We start from the raw sequence: 17,696 nt of genomic DNA, 5'->3' as shown, positions 1-17,696 counted from the left end.
CAACGCATGACCCACCGACCCTTGGTCCACAAGACGGCGATGCCCGGCCTCGGCCTTTCGGCCGGCATCACGATCGCGATGCTCTCCATCGTCGTCTTGCTGCCGATCGGCGCCCTGCTTCTGAAGGGCGCCAATTTCGGCCTTTCCAACATCCTTGAAGTCGTGACCCGCGAACGGGTCGCGGCGTCGCTGTATCTGTCCTTCAAGCTGGCGCTGCTGGCGGCGCTGTTCAACCTGATCTTCGGCGTGCTGCTGGCCTGGGTTCTGGTCCGCTATCGCTTTCCGGGCAAGCGCTTCCTGGACGCCGCCGTGGACCTGCCCTTCGCCCTGCCGACCGCCGTGGCGGGCATTGCGCTGACCGCGCTTTATGCGCCGAACGGCGCCTTCGGCAGCGTGGCCCAGGAGATCGGCTGGAAGATCGCCTATACGCAGATGGGCATCTTCATCGCCCTGGTCTTCGTGGGCCTGCCCTTCGTGACCCGCACCGTCCAGCCGGTGATCGAGGAGATCGACCGCGAGGTCGAGGAAGCATCCGCCACCTTGGGCGCCTCTCGCCTTTATACGCTGCGCCACGTGATCCTGCCGATGCTGATGCCTGCCGCGCTGACCGGCTTCGCGCTGGCCCTGGCGCGGGCCGTGGGCGAATACGGGTCGGTCATCTTCATCGCCGGCAACATCCCGCTGCGCACCGAGATCGCGCCGCTGCTGATCGTGATCCAGCTCGAGGAATTCAACTATGACGCCGCAGCCGCCATCGGCATCGCCATGCTTGTGATCTCCTTCGTGATGCTGCTGGCCATCAACCTGATCCAGATCGTCAGCCGCCGGAGGATGGGCCATGTCTGATGCCACCCTGCACACAAGACGCCACGCCTTCCGCGCCGCGACCGAGGAAGCCCCCCTTCTGCGCATCACGCTGATCGGCATAGCGGTGGCCGGGCTGGCGATCCTGGTCTTTGCCCCCCTGGCGGTGGTCTTTGCCGAGGCGCTGCGGGAAGGCTGGCTTGCCGCCGTCGAAAGCCTGGGCAACCAGGACGCCCGTTCGGCGATCTGGCTGACGCTGCTGATCACCGCCATCGCCGTGCCGGCGAACGCGGCCTTCGGGATAGCCGCCGCCTGGTTCATCACCAAGTTCGACTTTCGCGGCAAGGCCTTCCTGATCACCCTGATCGACCTGCCCTTTTCCGTCAGCCCCGTGGTCGCGGGCCTGTGCATCGTGCTGCTGTTCGGCGCCAATTCCGCCATCGGCGGCTGGCTGGTCGCGAACGGCTGGCCCATCGTCTTCGCCATTCCCGGCATCGTGCTGGCGACGATCTTCGTGACCTTCCCCTTTGTCGCGCGCGAACTGATCCCGGTGATGATCGAACAAGGCCGCGCCGAGGAGGAAGCCGCCCTGACGCTTGGCGCGTCCGGCTGGCGGACCTTCTGGACCGTGACCCTGCCGAACATCCGCTGGGCCCTGCTTTACGGCACGCTGCTGTGCACGGCACGGGCCATGGGGGAATTCGGCGCGGTCGCGGTCGTGTCGGGCAAGATCCGCGGCCAGACTGCCACCATGCCGATCACCATCGAGATGCTCTACAACGAATACCTGTCCGTCGCAGCCTTTTCGATGGCCGCGCTGCTGACGGCGCTGGCCTTGGTCACGCTGCTTCTGAAAACCCTGCTGGAGCTGCGTCACGCCGACCAGCTTGCCGCCATCCGCCGCCACTGAGGAGGCTGCCATGCATATCGACATCGACGAAATCGCCAAGACCTTCGGGGGCACCACCGCCCTGCTGCCCGTGTCGCTGAACATCCCCTCGGGGGCGCTTGTCGCGCTGCTGGGGCCGTCGGGTTCGGGCAAGACTACGCTGCTGCGGATCCTGGGCGGGCTGGAATTCCCGACATCGGGGCGGGTGCTGTTCAACGGCCAGGACGCGACCGGCATGACGGTCCAGGAACGCCGCGCGGGCTTCGTGTTCCAAAGCTATGCGCTGTTCCGGCACATGACGGTCTTCGACAACATCGCCTATGGCCTGCGCGCCCGGCCCCGCAACCAGCGCCCCCCCAAGGCCGAGATCAACCGCCGCGTGACCAAGCTGCTGGAATTGATCCAGTTGCCGGACATTGCCAAGCGTTATCCGACGCAGCTGTCGGGCGGCCAGCGCCAGCGCGTGGCCCTGGCCCGCGCCCTTGCGATCGAACCACGGATGTTGCTGCTGGACGAACCCTTCGGGGCGCTGGATGCCAAGGTCCGCAAGGAACTGCGCCAGGGCCTGCGCGACATCCATGACGAAACCGGCCTGACCACGGTCTTCGTGACTCATGACCAGGACGAGGCGATGGAACTGGCCGACCTAGTCGTGGTCATGTCCATGGGCCGGATCGAACAGATCGGCCGCCCCCATGACATCCGCGACAAGCCCGCGACCGAATTCGTGCGCGAGTTCATCACGACCTGAAGGCGTCGCGCCTCAGCCCTGCAACAAGGCCCTTGCCGCGCCCGTTGCGGCATCGGTGATCCGGTCGCCCGACAGCATCCGGGCGATCTCGTCCACGCGGTCGGCCGGGGACAGCGCGGCGACGGTGGATGTCGTCATGTTGTCATGGACCGACTTCGACACCCGGAAGTGATTGGCGCCAAGCGCCGCGACCTGCGGCGAATGCGTGACCACCAGAACCTGCGCGTCATCCGACAACTTCTTCAGCCGCCGCCCCACCGCATCCGCCGTGGCCCCGCCCACACCCCGGTCGATCTCGTCGAAGATCAGCACCAGGGCGTCATTGCCGCGCGCAAGGCAGACCTTCAGCGCCAGCAGGAACCGCGACAACTCGCCGCCCGAGGCGATCTTGTCCAGGGCGCCAGCCGGCGCGCCGGGGTTCGTGGCGACGGTGAAGGCCACGTCGTCGCGCCCGTCGGGTCCGGGCTCGCCGGGCGTGACCAGCGTGTGGAAGACCGCGCGCTCCATCCGCAAGGGCGCCAGTTCGGCGGTGACGGCGCGGTCCAGCGCGGTGGCCGCATCCGTCCGCGCCCTGGTCACCGCATCGGCCGCCGCGTCATAGGCGGCATCGGCGTCCTCGACCTGCTTGCGCAACGCGGCGATCTGCGCCTCTCCCGCGTCGATCTGGCCCAGACGGCCGCGCAATTCGTCGGCCAGCCCGGCCAGATCATCGGCCAGCACGTTGTGCTTGCGGGCAAGGGCGCGCAGCGCGAACAGCCGCTCCTCGGTCGCCTCAAGCGCGGCGGGATCCACGTCCAACGCGAACAGCGCCTCCTCGACCCCGCGATGTGCCTCGCCCAACTCGAGCAGGGCGCGGGACAGCGCGGCCAGGGGTTCGTCCAGCCGACCCTCCGCCCGGTCGGCGGCGCCTTCCAGCCAGCGCGTGGCATCCAGCATCGCGCCCTCGGCCCCGTCGCCGCCCAGCATCTTCAAGGCGCGCGCGACATCCTCGCGGATGCGGATGGCGCCCTGCATGGCGCGGCGGCGGGTGTCCAACGTCGCTTCCTCGCCCGCCTCGGGCGACAGGTCGTCCAGTTCGGCAACGGCATGGCGCAGGAAATCCTCCTCGGCGCGCGCCGCGGTCAGGCGTGCCTCGGCCTCGTCCAGGGCGCGGCGGGCGGTTCGGCGCGCGGACCAGGCGCCGCGCGCCGGGCCCAGGTCGATGGCGCCGAAGGCGTCCAGCAGCGTGCGATGGCCGCGCGGGTTCAGCAGGCCCCGGTCGTCGTGCTGCCCATGCAGTTCCACCAGCGTCTCGGACAATTGCCGCAGCACCTCGCCCGAAACGCGGCGGTCGTTGACATAGCCGGTCTTGCGCCCGTCACCGGCATTCACCCTGCGCAGGATCAGCTCGTCATCCTCAAGCTCGATCCCCGCCTCGGCCAGAACGGCGCGGGCGGGATGGCCGGCGGGCAGGTCGAAGACGGCCGTCACCTCGCCCTGCTGCGCGCCCTGCCGGACCAGATCGGCCCGGCCGCGCCAGCCCAGGACAAAGCCCAGGCAATCCAGCAGGATCGACTTGCCCGCGCCGGTTTCGCCGGTCAGCACATTCAGGCCCGGACCGAAGCTGAGCCCCAGCCGGTCGATCAGCAGCATGTTGCGGATGTCCAGCGAGCGCAGCATCGGTTTATCCTTGCAGGGCGGGGCAATCGCCCGCCTTTACAGCCACCTTCCCTGGATCATCTGGCGATACACGTTGTTCAGCCAGTTGTCGCCGCGCGCCTCGGGCGCAAGCCCGCGCCCGCGCAATTGGCGATACGCATCCTCGTAGAAGGGCGAGGACTTGAAGTTGTGGCCGAGAATCGCCCCTGCCGTCTGCGCCTCGTCGTTCAGGCCCAGGGCCAGATAGGCCTCGACCAGCCGCAGCAGCGCCTCGGGCGTCTGCGTGGTGGTCTGGAATTCCTCGACCACGACGCGGAACCGGTTGATCGAGGCCGCGTAATGCCCGCGCTTCAGGTAATAGCGCCCGATTTCCATTTCCTTGCCGGCAAGATGGTCGAAGGCCAGGTCGAATTTCAGGATCGCGCTGCGGGCGTATTCGCTGTCGGGATACTGTTCGATCACCGTGCGCAGCGATTGCAGCGCCTGGAAGGTCAGGCCCTGGTCGCGTCCGACCTCGTCGATCTGGTCGTAATAGGACAGGGCCAGCAGATACTGCGCATAAGCCGCATCCTCATCGCCCGGAAAGGTGTCGATGAAGCGCTGCGCCGCGCCCCGGGCTTCCTCGTAGTTCTGGGCGCGGTGGTTGGAATAGGCCTGCATGATCAGCGCACGCTTGGCCCATTCGGAATAGGGGTAAAGCCGCTCGACCTCGGAGAAATAGAAGACCGCATCCTCGGGCTTGCGGCTGTTTTCCAGCTCGAACTCGCCGCGCTTGTAGATTTCCTCGGCCGTGAAGCGATCCAGGTTGCGCTTGTCGGATTCGGCAAGCCCCCCCCTGTCACATCCTGTCAGCACCAGACCCGCCAGAACCGCCGCCATCACGGAAGCCGAGAATTTCGAGCGCGCCATCTTCACCCTGCCTAAGACTTCTTCCCTGCAACCAAGCCGTTCGGCCAAGCTACATGGACCCTCTAGCACAGAACATCAGGGGGCGCAAAATGGCAATCCTTTGAATTTGGCCTGCCTTTTCAGCAGGGGTTCAAGATGGCGGGAAGCCGCCCGATTACGCGGCCACCCAAGCGGTCGCGGCCAGGTCATAGGCCGCGACTCCGGCCCCCGGCAGGCGGTCCTCCAGCGCAGGGGAACAGGTTTCCCATTCCCACGCCGTCGGATCGGCGAACAGCGCGCGCAGCAGCCTGTTCGTCATCGCATGGCCAGCGCGATGCCCGGTATAGCGCGCCAGCAGCGGCGCGCCGGCCAGGGCCAGATCGCCCATCGCGTCCAGCATCTTGTGGCGCACGGCCTCGTCCGCGTGGCGCAGGCCGCCCGGCGACAGGACCCGCGCGCCATCGACGACCACGGCATTCAGATAGGTGCCACCCAGGGCCAGCCCGTTCCTGCGCATCGCATCTACGTCCGCCTGGCGGCAGAAGGTGCGGCTGTCGGCCAGTTCGCGCAGGAAGGCGCCGTTGGCCATGTCCAGGCGCTTTTCCTGATGGCCGATCGCGGCATCGACGAAGTCTATCTCGAAATCGATCTCCAGGTGGTCCGCCGGGGTCAGGCGGGCAAAGGCCTCGCCCTCGCGGACCTCGACCGGGCGCAACACGCGGATCGCGCGCAGGGGCGCCGCCTGCACGGCGATTCCGGCTCGCAGGATACCGCGGACGAAGGGCGCGGAGGAGCCGTCGAGGATCGGAACCTCGGGACCATCGACGATCACCAGGCCGTTGTGGATGCCCGTCCCGGCCAGCGCCGCCATGACATGCTCGACCGTGGACAGGGTCGTGCCCTTGCCGTCATCCATCAGCGTGCACAGCTTCGAGGGCGTGACATGGTCCCACCTGGCGGCAATATCCACGGCCGGCGTCAGGTCGCTGCGGCGGAAGACGATGCCGTGTCCTGCAGGCGCGGGATGAATCTCCAGCCGCGCCGGGGCGCCGGAGTGCAGCCCCACGCCCTGAAACGTCACCATCTTTTTCAACGTCGCCTGCATGGCCACCTGCCTTCATCTTGCCCCGGAACGACATCGTTCATCGGGGTAACAGGTGAACTATGCCAAGGGTGCCAATCGGGCAATTAACGATTTGTAACGGTGTGAAACAATCAGGCCCGCAACGCCGCGGCGGACCCCGGGAATGCCATAGCTGCCTGACACAATAAGCAAAAAGGGCCGCGAAACAGCGGCCCTTCCTGTCTGAATAGTTGTGATCGGCTCAGTTCGCCTGCCGGCGCAGGAAGGCCGGGATCTCGACATTGTCGCCGCCCGCATCGGGGCTGGCCAGATCGTCGAAATCGGTTTCCTGCTGGCGCGCACGAACGGCCACGCGCTCGTTCACGCGCTCAGAAATGGTGGATGCGGCGGGCTTGGACGCCGAGGTGTCGGCATGGCCCGCCATCCGCTCCAGCATCCGGCCAAGACCCGCCATGCGGCTGTGGGGGCGGACGGGCTCCGGCTGGGGCGCGGGCTGCTGGCGTTCGCCCTTGTGCTCGACGGCGCGGCGCAAACGCTCCAGCGTCTCGGGCGAGGCCTGGCCGCGCGGGGCTGCGCCCTGCGGCGCGCGCGGAGCGATGAAGCCTGCGTCCTCGCGGACGTTCAGCATCGCGGGCTGCGCAGCTTCCTTGCGCTGATAGGCCGGGGCCGGCATGTCGTCCTCGGTCCGCGCGGCGGAAGCCGGCGCCGGAGCCACGGGGCGGGTGTCGCCCAGCGGAGGGGCGACGCGGCGCGGCGGCAGGTCGTCCTGCTGCGCCGAAACCTCGACCTTCTGCGAAACGGGCGGGTTCTGGGTCAGCGGCTCGGCCATGCTGCGGCGGGGGGCCGGCACTTCGGCGGCGGCGGCGACGCTGGCATCGATGCCGGTTGCCACGACCGACACGCGGATCGAGCCGTCCATGTCCGGGTCCAGCGTCGAGCCCACGATGATGTTGGCGTCGCTGTCCACCTTGTCGCGGATGACGTTGGCGGCCTCGTCCAGCTCGAACAGGGTCATGTCATAGCCGCCGGTGATGTTGATCAGCACGCCCTTGGCGCCGTTCAGGCTGATCTCGTCCAGCAGCGGGTTGGCGATGGCGCGTTCGGCGGCTTCCTGGGCGCGGTTCTCGCCCGAGGCCTCGCCGGTGCCCATCATGGCCTTGCCCATCTCGTCCATGACCGAGCGGACGTCGGCAAAGTCGAGGTTGATGAGGCCCGGCTTGACCATCAGGTCGGTCACGCCCTTGACGCCCTGGTACAGCACGTCGTCAGCCAGTGCGAAGGCATCGGTGAAGGTGGTCTTTTCGTTGGCCAGGCGGAACAGGTTCTGGTTCGGGATGATGATCAGCGTGTCCACGACCTTCTGCAGGGCCTCGACGCCCTCCTCGGCCTGGCGCATCCGCTTGGTGCCCTCGAACTGGAAAGGCTTGGTCACGACGCCTACCGTCAGGATGCCCATCTCGCGCGCGGCCTGCGCGATGATCGGCGCGGCGCCCGTGCCGGTGCCGCCGCCCATGCCGGCGGTGATGAAGCACATGTGCGCGCCCATCAGGTGGTCGACGATGTCCTCGATCGTTTCCTCGGCTGCCTTGGCGCCGATGACGGGCTTGGCGCCGGCGCCCAGGCCCTCGGTCACTTTCGGACCCATCTGGATGCGACTGGTCGCGCGCGACCCGGCAAGGGCCTGCGCGTCGGTATTGGCAACCACGAACTCGACCCCGTCCAGGTTCTTCTCGATCATGTTGTTGACCGCGTTGCCGCCCGCGCCGCCGACACCAAATACGGTGATCCGGGGCTTGAGTTCGTCCTCGTCGTTCATCATCAGATTGAGGTTCATGAGTCCGCCTGTTTTTGCTATGTCGATCGGGTCATGACCTGCCGCCCGTCGAATCCCTCGTATCATCGTCAATCCTAGCGGGCAGATGCCTTTCAGTCACCCGAAAAACGCGCAAAAACCGCAAAATCTGGCGGTATCTGCAGGTGTTTTAGGCGGTATCTTGCCAATGCCCCACCATGTGGTGGGACAGGCAGAATACGACCTATTACTGGTCAATGGCTTACCAGTTGTTCCTGAACCAGCGATAGGCGCGGCGCAAGCTGCGGGTCGGATAGCTGTCCGCCGGCATCTCGAAATCCCACCATTCGTCCTGGGGATGGGCGGCAAACAGCGCCAGCCCGACGGCGCTGGAAAAGCTGGGATCGGTGAACTGATGCGCCAGCCCGTCGATGCGCAGGGGGCGCCCGCAGCGGATGTTCGGCCCCAGGATGCGCGCCGCCAGACCGTCCAGGCCAGGGATCTGGCTGCCCCCGCCGGTCAGCACGATCTGCTGGCTGGGCATGGAGTCGAAGCCGGCCGCGTCAAGCACTTCGCGCACGCCCTCCAGGATCTCCTCGACCCGGGGGCGCATGATGCCGATCAGGTCGGCGCGGCTGACCGGGCGGCGGTCCCCGTCCCATCCCGTCGCGTCGCCGCCCAGATCCAGCATGTCGCGGTCGTCCCGGCCCGTCGCCTCGACTCCGCCATTCAGGGTCTTGAGGCGCTCGGCCACCGGCAGCGGGATGCGCAGACCCTGCGCGATGTCCTGCGTCACAAGATGACCGCCGATTTTAACATTGTCGGCGAAGATCATGTGTTTCTTGACGAAAATCGACACACCCGTGCCGCCGCCGCCAAAGTCGATGCAGGCCGAGCCCAGCTCCTGCTCGTCCTCGACCAGCGCCGCGCGGGCCGAGGCATAGGAGGCCGAGGCGATGCCCGCCAGTTCCAGGTCGCAGCGGCGGATGCACTGGACCAGGTTGCCGATCACGTCGCCATCGACCGTCAGCAGATGCATGTCGCAGGCCAGCTTGTTGCCGACGTGATCGCGCGGATCGCCAAGGCCGCTGCGGTTGTCCACGGCAAAATTGACCGGCTGCGCGTGCAGCACCTCGCGGCCCCGCCCGAAGTCGGGCGCGTCGCAGGCGGCCAGGACGCGGGCCACGTCATGTTCATGCACCCTGCCCGACTCCAGCGTGATTTCCCCCGCCAGGCCGTAGGATGCCGGGCGCCCGCCCGACAGGCAGGCGATGACGTGGTCAACGCGCACGCCCGCGACCTTCTGCGCGGCGGCAACCACCGTGCGGATGGCGCGTTCGGTTTCCGCCATCACGTCGATCTCGCCCCGGCGCATCCCGCGCGACCGGGTTGACGCGGCGCCGATCACCTTGAAGTTCGCCTGTCCCGCCATCGGCCCGACGCCGTCGGTTTCGCGAAAGGTGCCGGTGCCGTCGAAGCGCAGCACCAGGCAGGCGATCTTCGAGGTGCCGATGTCCAGGATGCCGATCACGCCGCGTTGCAGGGCCGCCCGGCGGATGTTCCGCATCGCACGTTGCGTCTGATAAAGTTCCGCCATCGTTCAGCCCCCCTTCTTGTCGTCTTCCGGAATGATGACCTTGCCGTCGGGCCCCAGAAGCGCCTGCCCCCGGGCCTCGCGGATGGTGTTGCGCGCGTCGATCCCCAGGCGCAGCGCCGGCTGGGAGGGATTGCGCAGATCGACGGCAGTGATGTCGCGGCCCAGCAGGTCCTGCGCACGGTCCAGCGCAATCGCGGCCTGAAGCGCGATCACCGCGTCTTCGGCCGGCAGCATGATCTTCTGGCCGTGATCCAGCTCAAGATCCCAGCGGCGTTCGCCCTTGCGCACCAGGCCGCGCACGCGGGGCAGGATCGGCCCGGCGGCGTCGATCAGCGACAGCGCCTCGGGCACGGCAAGATCCGCGCCCTCGCCCGCGATAAGCGGCAGGTCGGCGCGCACGTCGCGTGACGTGACCGATGCGACGCGGTGGCCGGTCCTGTCCAGAATCTCGATCCCCCGGGCATGGCGCCAAAGGACCGCCGGTTCGCGTTCCTTGACCACCGCCGACAGGATGCCGCCCGGCTTGATGCGCAGATCGACCGATTCGATCACGTCCAACTGCATCACCTGCAGCCGCAGCGCCGTCAGGTCGATGTCGAAGCTGGAGGCCGGCAGATCGACCGGCAGCATCTTGCGCAGCGCCTCGTCCACGACGGGCGAGACACCCTCGATCACCATGGTCCTGACCAGGAATTCCTCGCGGCTTTGCACCTTGTCCAGGACGTGCTGGACGCCGTCAGAGAGTTGCGCGCGGCGATCCTCGTCCGACAGCCAGATGCCGGCGGTCATCGCGACCAGAAAGGCCGGGACGCCGACCCGCACCGCGCGGCGCCAGATCGGGCGCAGCCACATGCGCTCCAGCCGGTATTGCAGGCGCGAAGGCGCGGGATCGCGCTTGATGCGGTCGGGCTGGGGCTGACGATTCGGGCGATGGTCGATCACGTCCGGCACAGCGCATCCTCCACCATCCAGCGCATCAGGGCGGGAAAATCGATGCCGGCATGGGCTGCCTGTTCGGGCGCCAAGGAGGTCGGCGTCATGCCCGGCTGGGTGTTCACCTCCAGGATGATCAGCCCCCCCAGGCCCCGCGCCTCGTCCCAGCGGAAGTCGGTGCGTGACAGGCCGCGGCAACCAAGCGCCTCATGGGCGCGGACGGCATAGTCCAGGCAGGCTGCCGTGATTTCGGCCGGGATATCGGCGGGGATCACATGGCGCGACCCGCCGACCGAGTATTTGGCGGCATAGTCATACCAGCCTTCGGTCACGATCTCGGTCACGCCAAGGGCGCGGTCGCCCATCACCGCCGTGGTCAGCTCGCGTCCCGGCGCATAGGTTTCGACCATCACCCGGGCGGGCATGGTGTCGGCCAGTTGCGGCGGCTGGTTCGCGCCGTCATGGACGATGTAGACGCCGACCGAGGATCCCTCGTCATTCGGCTTGACCACATAGGGCGGCGGCAGGACGTGGCGGGCGCGCACCTCGTCCGCGCAGGCGATGACGCTTTCGACCACGGGCAGGCCAGCGACGCGCAGCGCATCCTTGGCACGCGTCTTGTCCATCGCCAAGGCCGAAGCAAGGACGCCGGAATGGGTATAAGGCAGGTCCAGCCATTCCAGGATGCCCTGGACGCATCCGTCCTCACCAAAGCGGCCATGCAGGGCGTTGAAGACGACATCGCAACGAAGGCCCGCCAGGCGCGCGACCAGATCGCCGCCGCGTTCGGCCCCCAGTTCGACCTCGATCACCTCATAGCCCGCCACCCGCAGCGCATTCGCGCATTCGCGCCCCGACGACAGCGACACCTCGCGCTCGGCCGAGGGTCCGCCCATCAGAACGGCTACGGTATGGGCTGTCCCGCTCGACCTGCCCGCCACGTTTCGCCTTTCGCCCCGGTTGATCCGGGATTTTCTGTCCCCGCGCGGCCGGGTTCATCCCCGGTCTACGCTTATGGCGAAAGGATAGCTGATGCGCGAAAGCCGCAAAAGGGCATTTTTCGCTATCTGCCAAAGATTGTTAGGCAATTCGTTAATCAGCCTGCGGTTGCGGCAAGGGTTCGCCCACGCGAATCACCTCCCATTGCAACTCGTGGCCGCTGTCCTCCAGCACGCGGCGGCGGACCAGTTCGCCAAGCGCCTCGAGTTCCGCCGCCGTGGCGCCGCCGGTGTTGAGAAGGAAGTTCGGGTGCTTTTCCGACATCTGCGCCCCGCCCCAGCTATGCCCGCGCAGTCCTGCCCGGTCGATCAGCGCCCAGGCCTTCAGGTCATGGACATCATCCGCACGGCCGGTCGAGCTGTAGCCCGCCGGGTTTCGGAAGGTGGATCCGGCGCTGCGTTCCTTGGTGGGCTGCGTTTCATCGCGCCTGGCCAGCTGGTCGGCCATCTTCTGGTGCAGCCTGTCGGGGTCGGCCGGTGCGGCGCGGAAAGTCGCCTCGGTCAGGATGCAGCCTTCGGGCAGGTCGGAATGGCGGTAGGAAAAGCGCAGGTCGTCCGGGGCCAGCACGATCCGTTCGCCGCTGCGGGTGACGGCCCGCGCCTCGATCAGGTGATCGGCAACATAGCTGCCGTAGCAGCCCGCGTTCATGCGCACCGCGCCGCCGATGCTTCCGGGGATGGTGCGCAGGAAGGTCAGGTCCAGCCCCGCGTCCGCCGCGCGCCGGGCGACATGCGCATCCAGCGCGGCGGCGCCTGCCGTTATCCGGTCGCCTTCCACCGCGATCCCGTTGAAACCCCGGCCAAGGCGGACCACCACGCCCCGGATGCCGCCGTCGCGCACGATCAGGTTGCTGCCGACGCCGATGGGAAAAACCGGGACCGAGGGGTCCAGATCGCGCAGGAAGGCGGCCAGGTCATCCTCGTCGGCGGGCTGGAACAGCCATTCGGCCGGGCCGCCGACGCGCAGCCAGGTGAGGCTGTCGAGGGGGCGGTTGGGGGTCAGGTTGCCACGGGTGGGGGGAAGGTCGGTCATCATGGCGAATGTGGTAAACAGCGGGACCCGATGGGTCAACCGGGCGGCTCTATTCAAGCAGGCTGGCGATCACGGCGACAGCGGACAGCCCGCAAAGGCCCCAGATGTCCCAGGCCGGGCGCAGCGGCTCGGCGGGTTCGGCGGCCACCCGGCGGCGGGTCGCATCGTGCAGCCCGCGAAGCGCGGCGCCGAAGGCCACGGACCCGGCAGCCAGAAGCAGCAGCATGGAAGCCAATGTCCCCAGCAGCCCGGCATGGACATGTCCCGTCTTCTGCGCGCCGATCAGCCAGCAGGCCGCAGCCCCGGCCAGCAGCGCGGCAAGCGCCGCCAGCACCGGGCGAAAGGACCGCGCGGCGACGCGCGTCGCCCCGGTCCAGACGCCCCACAACACGACAAGGGCGATGACCAGATAGAAGGGGATCACCTGATAAGGGATCACGGGGCCGTTCGGGTCCGCGACCGCATGGGCAGGCGGACCAGCACCAGCAGGCCGAGCGAGAGAAAACCGATGCCCGCCCATGGACCGCAGGCATAGGTCAGCCAGCCAAGCAGCGGAACACCGCTGATGATCAGCGCCCAGAGGGCACGTTGGCGCTGGCGCCTGCCCAGGGTGCGGGCTAGGCGGACCAGAAGCAGCCAGCCCGCCACCACCGCAAGCGCCAGGACCGCCGAATGCATCATGCGGCCCGCCCCTGCAATCTTTCCGGCAGCCCGTTCGCCCAGGTCGAGATCGTGCCCGCGCCCAGGCAGACCACCATGTCTCCGGGACGCGCCTGTTCGCGGACCAGCCGCTCCAGGTCGTTCTCGTCCAGGATCGCGCGGGCGTGGCGGTGGCCGTGGGCGATCAGCCCGGCAACCAGTTCGTCGCGGCTGGCGCCGGGAATCGGATCTTCTCCGGCGGCATAGACCTCAGCGATGGCGACCACATCGGCCTCGTTGAAGCAGGTGCAGAAATCGTCGAACAGGTTCGACAGGCGCGAATAACGGTGCGGCTGGTGGACGGCGATCACGCGGCCCTTGGTGGCTTGGCGGGCGGCCTTGAGCACGGCGGCGATTTCCACCGGGTGATGGCCGTAATCATCGATGATGGTGACGCCATTCACCTCGCCCACGCGGGTGAAGCGGCGCCCGACGCCGCCGAACTTGGCCAAGGCCTCGCGGATTTCGGATTTCTTGATGCCCAGGTGGCGGGCCACGGCCACGGCGGCCAGGCAGTTCGAGACGTTGTGATCGCCCGGCATGGGCAGGGTGCAGCCCTCGATCATCTCGATGTCGCCGGTCTCGGTCGGGCCCTCGCCTTGCAGCGCGATGTCGAAATGCGCGATGCCGTTTTCATAGCGCAGGTTCATCGCACGCACATCGGCCTGGGCGTTGAAGCCGAAGGTCACGACGCGACGGTCGGTCAGCTTGCCCACCAGGGCCTGAACCTCGGGGTGGTCGGTGCAGCAGACGGCCAGGCCATAGAACGGAATCCCGGACGCGAAGTTGTAGAACCCCTGGCGCAGCGCGTCGAAGCTGCCCCAATGCTCCATATGCTCGGGGTCGATATTGGTGACGATGGCGATGTCGGCGGGCAGGCGGTTGAAGCTGCCGTCGGATTCGTCCGCCTCGACCACCATCCACTCCCCTGCCCCGGCCCGCGCGTTCGAGCCATATGCGTGGATCACGCCGCCGTTGATCACGGTCGGATCCAGCCCGCCCGCGTCCAGAAGCGTCGCCACCATGGTCGTGGTGGTGGTCTTGCCGTGTGTCCCGGCGATGGCGATGTTCGACTTCATCCGCATCAGCTCGGCCAGCATCTCGGCGCGGCGGACCACCGGCAGGCCGCGGCGGCGCGCTTCCTCAAGCTCGGGGTTGCCCTTCTTGATCGCGGTCGAGATGACGACCACGCCCGCCTGCCCGATGTTCTCGGCCCGCTGGCCCTCGAAGACGCGGGCGCCCAGGGTTTCAAGGCGGTCGGTGATCTTGGACTTCTTCGCGTCGCTTCCCTGCACGTCATAGCCCAGCGTCAGCAGGACCTCGGCGATGCCCGACATGCCGATGCCGCCGATGCCGATGAAATGGATGGGTCCCAGCTCGTGCGGCAGTTTGGTTGCGGCGTTCATCGGGCAATCTCCGTGACAAGGTCGTAAAGGCGCCGCGCCGCATCGGGCCGGGCGAGGGAAAGGGCGGCGCTGGCCATCTGGCTGGCACGGGCGGGGTCGTTCAGGATCGCGCGGATGTCGCGCGTGAGGCCGGGCACGTCAAGCACCGATTCGGGATGGACCAGCGCGGCCCCGGCCTCGGCCAGGGATTGCGCATTGGCGGTCTGGTGGTCCCCGGCGGCCGCGGCAAAGGGAATCAGGATGGCGGGCCGGCCGATCACGGTGATGTCGGCCAGCGACGATGCGCCCGAGCGGCTGATGACAAGCTGAGCCTGCGCCAGCCGTTCGGGAACATCGGTGAAGAAGGGCTGCACATCCGCCGCGATGCCTGCGGCGGCATAGGCGGCAGTGACCCGGTCGCCATCCTCGGCCCGCGCCTGGTGGCTGACGCGCAAACGGGCGCGCATGTCATCCGGCAGGGCGGCAATGGCCGAGGGAACCACATCGGAGAGCACCCGCGCCCCCTGGCTGCCGCCGATCACCAGCAGGTGCAGCGGTCCTTCGTCCGGAGGCGCATAGGGCGCGGCGGCATGGTCCAGCACCGCCTGGCGGACCGGGTTGCCGGTATGGACCCCCTCCACCTCTGCGGGCAGATCGGTCGGCCAGGTGCCGCAGGCGACGCGATGGACGCGCGAGGCAAAGACGCGGTTCACCCGGCCCATAACGCCGTTCTGTTCGTGGATCATCCGGGGCACGCCCATGCTGAGCGCCGCCGACATGGCCGGAATGGTCGGATAGCCGCCGAACCCGATCACGACGGCGGGCCGGTTGCGCCGGAAGGCCGCCCGCGCCGTCAGAACGCCCGCCGCGATCTTCAGGGGAGCGGTCAGCTTGCCCGCCAACCCGCCACGCGCGGTGGTGGCCGATCGCACGATGCTGCGCTCGACCCCCTCGGGGAAGCCGCCCGCATAGCGCGCGCCCCGGTCGTCCGTGGAAAGCTTTACGCGCCAGCCCTTGGCCAGCAGCAGTTCGGCAAGGGCCTGGGCCGGGAACATGTGCCCGCCGGTCCCCCCGGCGGCGATCAGGGCCAAGGGTGTTTCGGTCAGGGCAGCCATCAGCGTCCCCGCCGCAGGATCTCGCCCAGTTCGCCCTGAGGCCGGGTCCGGGTCAGGGCCAGCAGCATTCCCGCCGCGATCCCCGAGGCGATGACGGACGATCCGCCATAGCTGACGAAGGGCAGCGTCATCCCCTTGGCGGGCAGCAGGCGCACGGCCACGCCCATGTTGATCAGCGCCTGCACGCCAAAGGCGCAGGCCAGGCCCGCCCCGGCGATCCGCGTGAACGCATCGCGTTCGCGCAGCAGCCTCAGCAGCGAGCGGACAACGATGGTGCAGTAAAGCGCGATCACCGCCAGCACCATGATGGTGCCGTATTCCTCGGCCGCGACGGCGATGATGAAGTCGGTATGCGCGTCGGGAAGCGACCATTTCACGCTGCCCTCGCCCACGCCCACGCCGAAGAAGCCGCCGTCCTGGATCGCCTTGGTGGCATAGCCGATCTGGGTGCGCGGGTCGATCTCGGGCGAGAGAAACCCGTTGATGCGCCGAGCGAAGTGTTCGGACGCGCCATAGGCAAAGAACCCGCCCGCTGCCGCGATCCCCATGACACTAAGCAGAAGCACCATCGGCGCGCCGGCGACGAAATACATCACCAGCCAGGAAAACAGCACCAGCGAAGCCTGGCCGAAGTCCGGCTGCAAGGCCAGCAGGACGACCACCGCCATCGCGGTGATGAAGGAATAAAGCCTGCCCGGCGGGCCGCCGACCATTTGCGCGGCGGCCATGAACCAGGCGCAGATCGCGACAAAGCCGGGCTTCAGGAACTCCGACGGCTGCATGGAAATCCCGGCGATGGACAGCCAGCGGGTCGCGCCCTTGCCGTGATCCTCGCCGATCAGGGGCAGCAGAAGGATCAGCACGAAGGCCGCGGCAAAGCCCATGACGCCGATCCGCCGGATCTGGCGCGGCGGCATCATCGAGATCACCAGCATGATCACCAGCGCCATGCCGCCGAACAGCCCCTGCCGCTGGACATAGTAGAAGCGCGGCAGGTTGTTCTTTTCCGCCAGCGGAACCGAGGCCGCCAGCCCCAGCAGGATGCCGATGGCAAACAGGCCCAGCACGCAGGCCAGGGACCACTTGTCCAGCGTACGCCACCAGCGTGGAAGAATGGGGTCGCCCGCCCGTACGGGCGCCGTGCCAAAGACCATCTCGGTCATGGGAATACCGCCGTCACTGCCTCTGAATATTGCCCGGTTGATCCGGGTCTGCCGGTCAGCATAGCGCGAAAGTCAGGCCCGCGCTACTGGGGATTGTGCGACCGGTCAGCCCAGGCTGGCGAGACCGGGAAAGGTTTCCAGCAGCCAATAGGAAAAAGCCGAGAAGGCGCCGGTCAGCAGCATCACCCCCACCACCAGCAGCAGAAGGCCCATCACGCGCTCGATCACATGCAGCCAGGGCTTGATGCGGTTCATCAGGCCGATGGCGCGGTTGATGAAGATGGCGGCCAGCAGGAAGGGGATCCCCAGGCCGAGCGCATAGACCGCCAGCAGCGCCGTGCCGCGCGACAGCTCGCCTCCCGTGGCTGCCAGGGACAGGATCATGCCCAGTTGCGGCCCGATGCAGGGGGTCCAGCCAAAGGCGAAGGCCAGCCCCAGCAGATAGGCCCCGACCGCGCCGCCCCCCTGCTGGCCCGCGTCGAGCCGCGCCTCGTGGTCCAGGAAGGGAATGCGGATCACGTGAAGGAAATGCAGGCCCATGACGATCACCACGCCACCTGCGATTCTGGCCAGAAGGTCCTGATACTGCAGGAAAGCCCGGCCAAAGGCCGATGCCGCGAAGCCCATGATCAGGAACACCGTGGACAGGCCCAGGATGAAGAACAGCGCGGGCAGCACGGCGCTGCGTTCATGGGCACGCAGCCCGTTCACCCCCACCCCGGTCATATAGGCCAGGTAAGGCGGCACGATGGGCAGCACGCAAGGCGACAGGAAGGACAGGATTCCCGCCAGCAGCGCGACAAGGGCGGCGGGCAGAAAGGCGGCGGTGGCGAGTTCGATTCCCAGCATGGCGCGCAGTCTAGCGTTTGCGGCCGCCGGGGCCATGGGTCATCGGGTCACGCCTGCGCGAAAAGGGCGCGGTTTCAC

17 protein-coding genes are annotated in these 17,696 nt (G+C 67.7%); 3 read left to right on the top strand and 14 right to left on the bottom strand.

Annotation, left to right across the window (positions count from 1 at the left end):
• Window positions 1-6 precede the first annotated feature (6 nt).
• The 3 genes from cysT to OU682_RS09865 are packed head-to-tail and all read left to right on the top strand — an operon-like array spanning window position 7 to window position 2,444.
• The gene (gene cysT / locus OU682_RS09875) at window positions 7-846 is read left to right on the top strand and encodes a sulfate ABC transporter permease subunit CysT (RefSeq protein WP_268941932.1); all 840 of its coding nucleotides are present in this window, start codon (window positions 7-9) and stop codon (window positions 844-846) included.
• The gene (gene cysW / locus OU682_RS09870) at window positions 839-1,714 is read left to right on the top strand and encodes a sulfate ABC transporter permease subunit CysW (protein ID WP_268941931.1); all 876 of its coding nucleotides are present in this window, start codon (window positions 839-841) and stop codon (window positions 1,712-1,714) included. The genes cysT and cysW overlap by 8 nt, the downstream gene beginning before the upstream one ends.
• 10 nt (window positions 1,715-1,724) lie before the next feature.
• Entirely contained in the window at window positions 1,725-2,444 is a 720-nt protein-coding gene (locus tag OU682_RS09865; RefSeq protein WP_268941930.1) for a sulfate/molybdate ABC transporter ATP-binding protein, read from the top strand.
• Between the two features lie 12 nt (window positions 2,445-2,456).
• On the opposite strand, the gene recN is transcribed toward OU682_RS09865, so the two are convergent.
• From recN to OU682_RS09795, 14 genes are all read right to left on the bottom strand, one after another.
• Complete coding sequence (gene recN, locus OU682_RS09860; protein ID WP_268941929.1) at window positions 2,457-4,103, bottom strand: DNA repair protein RecN; 1,647 nt, start codon at window positions 4,101-4,103, stop codon at window positions 2,457-2,459.
• Between the two features lie 36 nt (window positions 4,104-4,139).
• Window positions 4,140-4,991, bottom strand: a complete 852-nt coding sequence (locus tag OU682_RS09855) for an outer membrane protein assembly factor BamD (RefSeq protein WP_268941928.1) — start codon at window positions 4,989-4,991, stop codon at window positions 4,140-4,142.
• Window positions 4,992-5,145: 154 nt separating this feature from the next.
• On the bottom strand, window positions 5,146-6,075 hold the full coding sequence (gene lpxC, locus OU682_RS09850) for a UDP-3-O-acyl-N-acetylglucosamine deacetylase (RefSeq protein WP_268941927.1): 930 nt from the start codon (window positions 6,073-6,075) through the stop codon (window positions 5,146-5,148).
• Between the two features lie 220 nt (window positions 6,076-6,295).
• On the bottom strand, window positions 6,296-7,888 hold the full coding sequence (ftsZ, locus tag OU682_RS09845; RefSeq protein WP_268941926.1) for a cell division protein FtsZ: 1,593 nt from the start codon (window positions 7,886-7,888) through the stop codon (window positions 6,296-6,298).
• A 220-nt stretch (window positions 7,889-8,108) separates the two neighbouring features.
• Complete coding sequence (gene ftsA, locus OU682_RS09840; protein WP_268941925.1) at window positions 8,109-9,443, bottom strand: cell division protein FtsA; 1,335 nt, start codon at window positions 9,441-9,443, stop codon at window positions 8,109-8,111.
• A gap of 3 nt (window positions 9,444-9,446) precedes the next feature.
• Complete coding sequence (locus tag OU682_RS09835) at window positions 9,447-10,394, bottom strand: cell division protein FtsQ/DivIB (RefSeq protein WP_268941924.1); 948 nt, start codon at window positions 10,392-10,394, stop codon at window positions 9,447-9,449.
• Window positions 10,382-11,272, bottom strand: coding sequence for a D-alanine--D-alanine ligase (locus OU682_RS09830; protein ID WP_268941977.1), 891 nt, complete (start codon window positions 11,270-11,272; stop codon window positions 10,382-10,384). Before OU682_RS09830 ends, OU682_RS09835 begins: the two co-directional genes overlap by 13 nt.
• 196 nt (window positions 11,273-11,468) lie before the next feature.
• A complete protein-coding gene (gene murB / locus OU682_RS09825) occupies window positions 11,469-12,410 on the bottom strand; it encodes a UDP-N-acetylmuramate dehydrogenase (protein WP_268941976.1) in 942 nt (313 codons plus the stop codon).
• Window positions 12,411-12,456: 46 nt separating this feature from the next.
• On the bottom strand, window positions 12,457-12,846 hold the full coding sequence (locus OU682_RS09820; protein ID WP_268941923.1) for a hypothetical protein: 390 nt from the start codon (window positions 12,844-12,846) through the stop codon (window positions 12,457-12,459).
• Entirely contained in the window at window positions 12,843-13,088 is a 246-nt protein-coding gene (locus OU682_RS09815; RefSeq protein WP_268941922.1) for a DUF2484 family protein, read from the bottom strand. The genes OU682_RS09820 and OU682_RS09815 overlap by 4 nt, the downstream gene beginning before the upstream one ends.
• Window positions 13,085-14,512: a UDP-N-acetylmuramate--L-alanine ligase gene (gene murC / locus OU682_RS09810; protein ID WP_268941921.1), complete on the bottom strand. Its 1,428-nt coding sequence runs from the start codon at window positions 14,510-14,512 to the stop codon at window positions 13,085-13,087. Before murC ends, OU682_RS09815 begins: the two co-directional genes overlap by 4 nt.
• On the bottom strand, window positions 14,509-15,606 hold the full coding sequence (locus OU682_RS09805; RefSeq protein ID WP_268941920.1) for a UDP-N-acetylglucosamine--N-acetylmuramyl-(pentapeptide) pyrophosphoryl-undecaprenol N-acetylglucosamine transferase: 1,098 nt from the start codon (window positions 15,604-15,606) through the stop codon (window positions 14,509-14,511). Before OU682_RS09805 ends, murC begins: the two co-directional genes overlap by 4 nt.
• Window positions 15,606-16,769, bottom strand: coding sequence for an FtsW/RodA/SpoVE family cell cycle protein (locus tag OU682_RS09800; RefSeq protein WP_268941919.1), 1,164 nt, complete (start codon window positions 16,767-16,769; stop codon window positions 15,606-15,608). The genes OU682_RS09805 and OU682_RS09800 overlap by 1 nt, the downstream gene beginning before the upstream one ends.
• 105 nt (window positions 16,770-16,874) lie before the next feature.
• Window positions 16,875-17,618, bottom strand: a complete 744-nt coding sequence (locus OU682_RS09795; protein WP_268941918.1) for a cytochrome c biogenesis CcdA family protein — start codon at window positions 17,616-17,618, stop codon at window positions 16,875-16,877.
• Window positions 17,619-17,696: the final 78 nt, after the last annotated feature.

Origin of the sequence: Paracoccus benzoatiresistens (assembly GCF_026913015.1) — a bacterium.
GTDB classification, from domain to species: Bacteria; Pseudomonadota; Alphaproteobacteria; order Rhodobacterales; family Rhodobacteraceae; genus Paracoccus; species Paracoccus benzoatiresistens.
The sequence above is the reverse complement of the archived record's forward strand: the minus strand, read 5'-3'. Positions and strand labels throughout refer to the sequence as shown.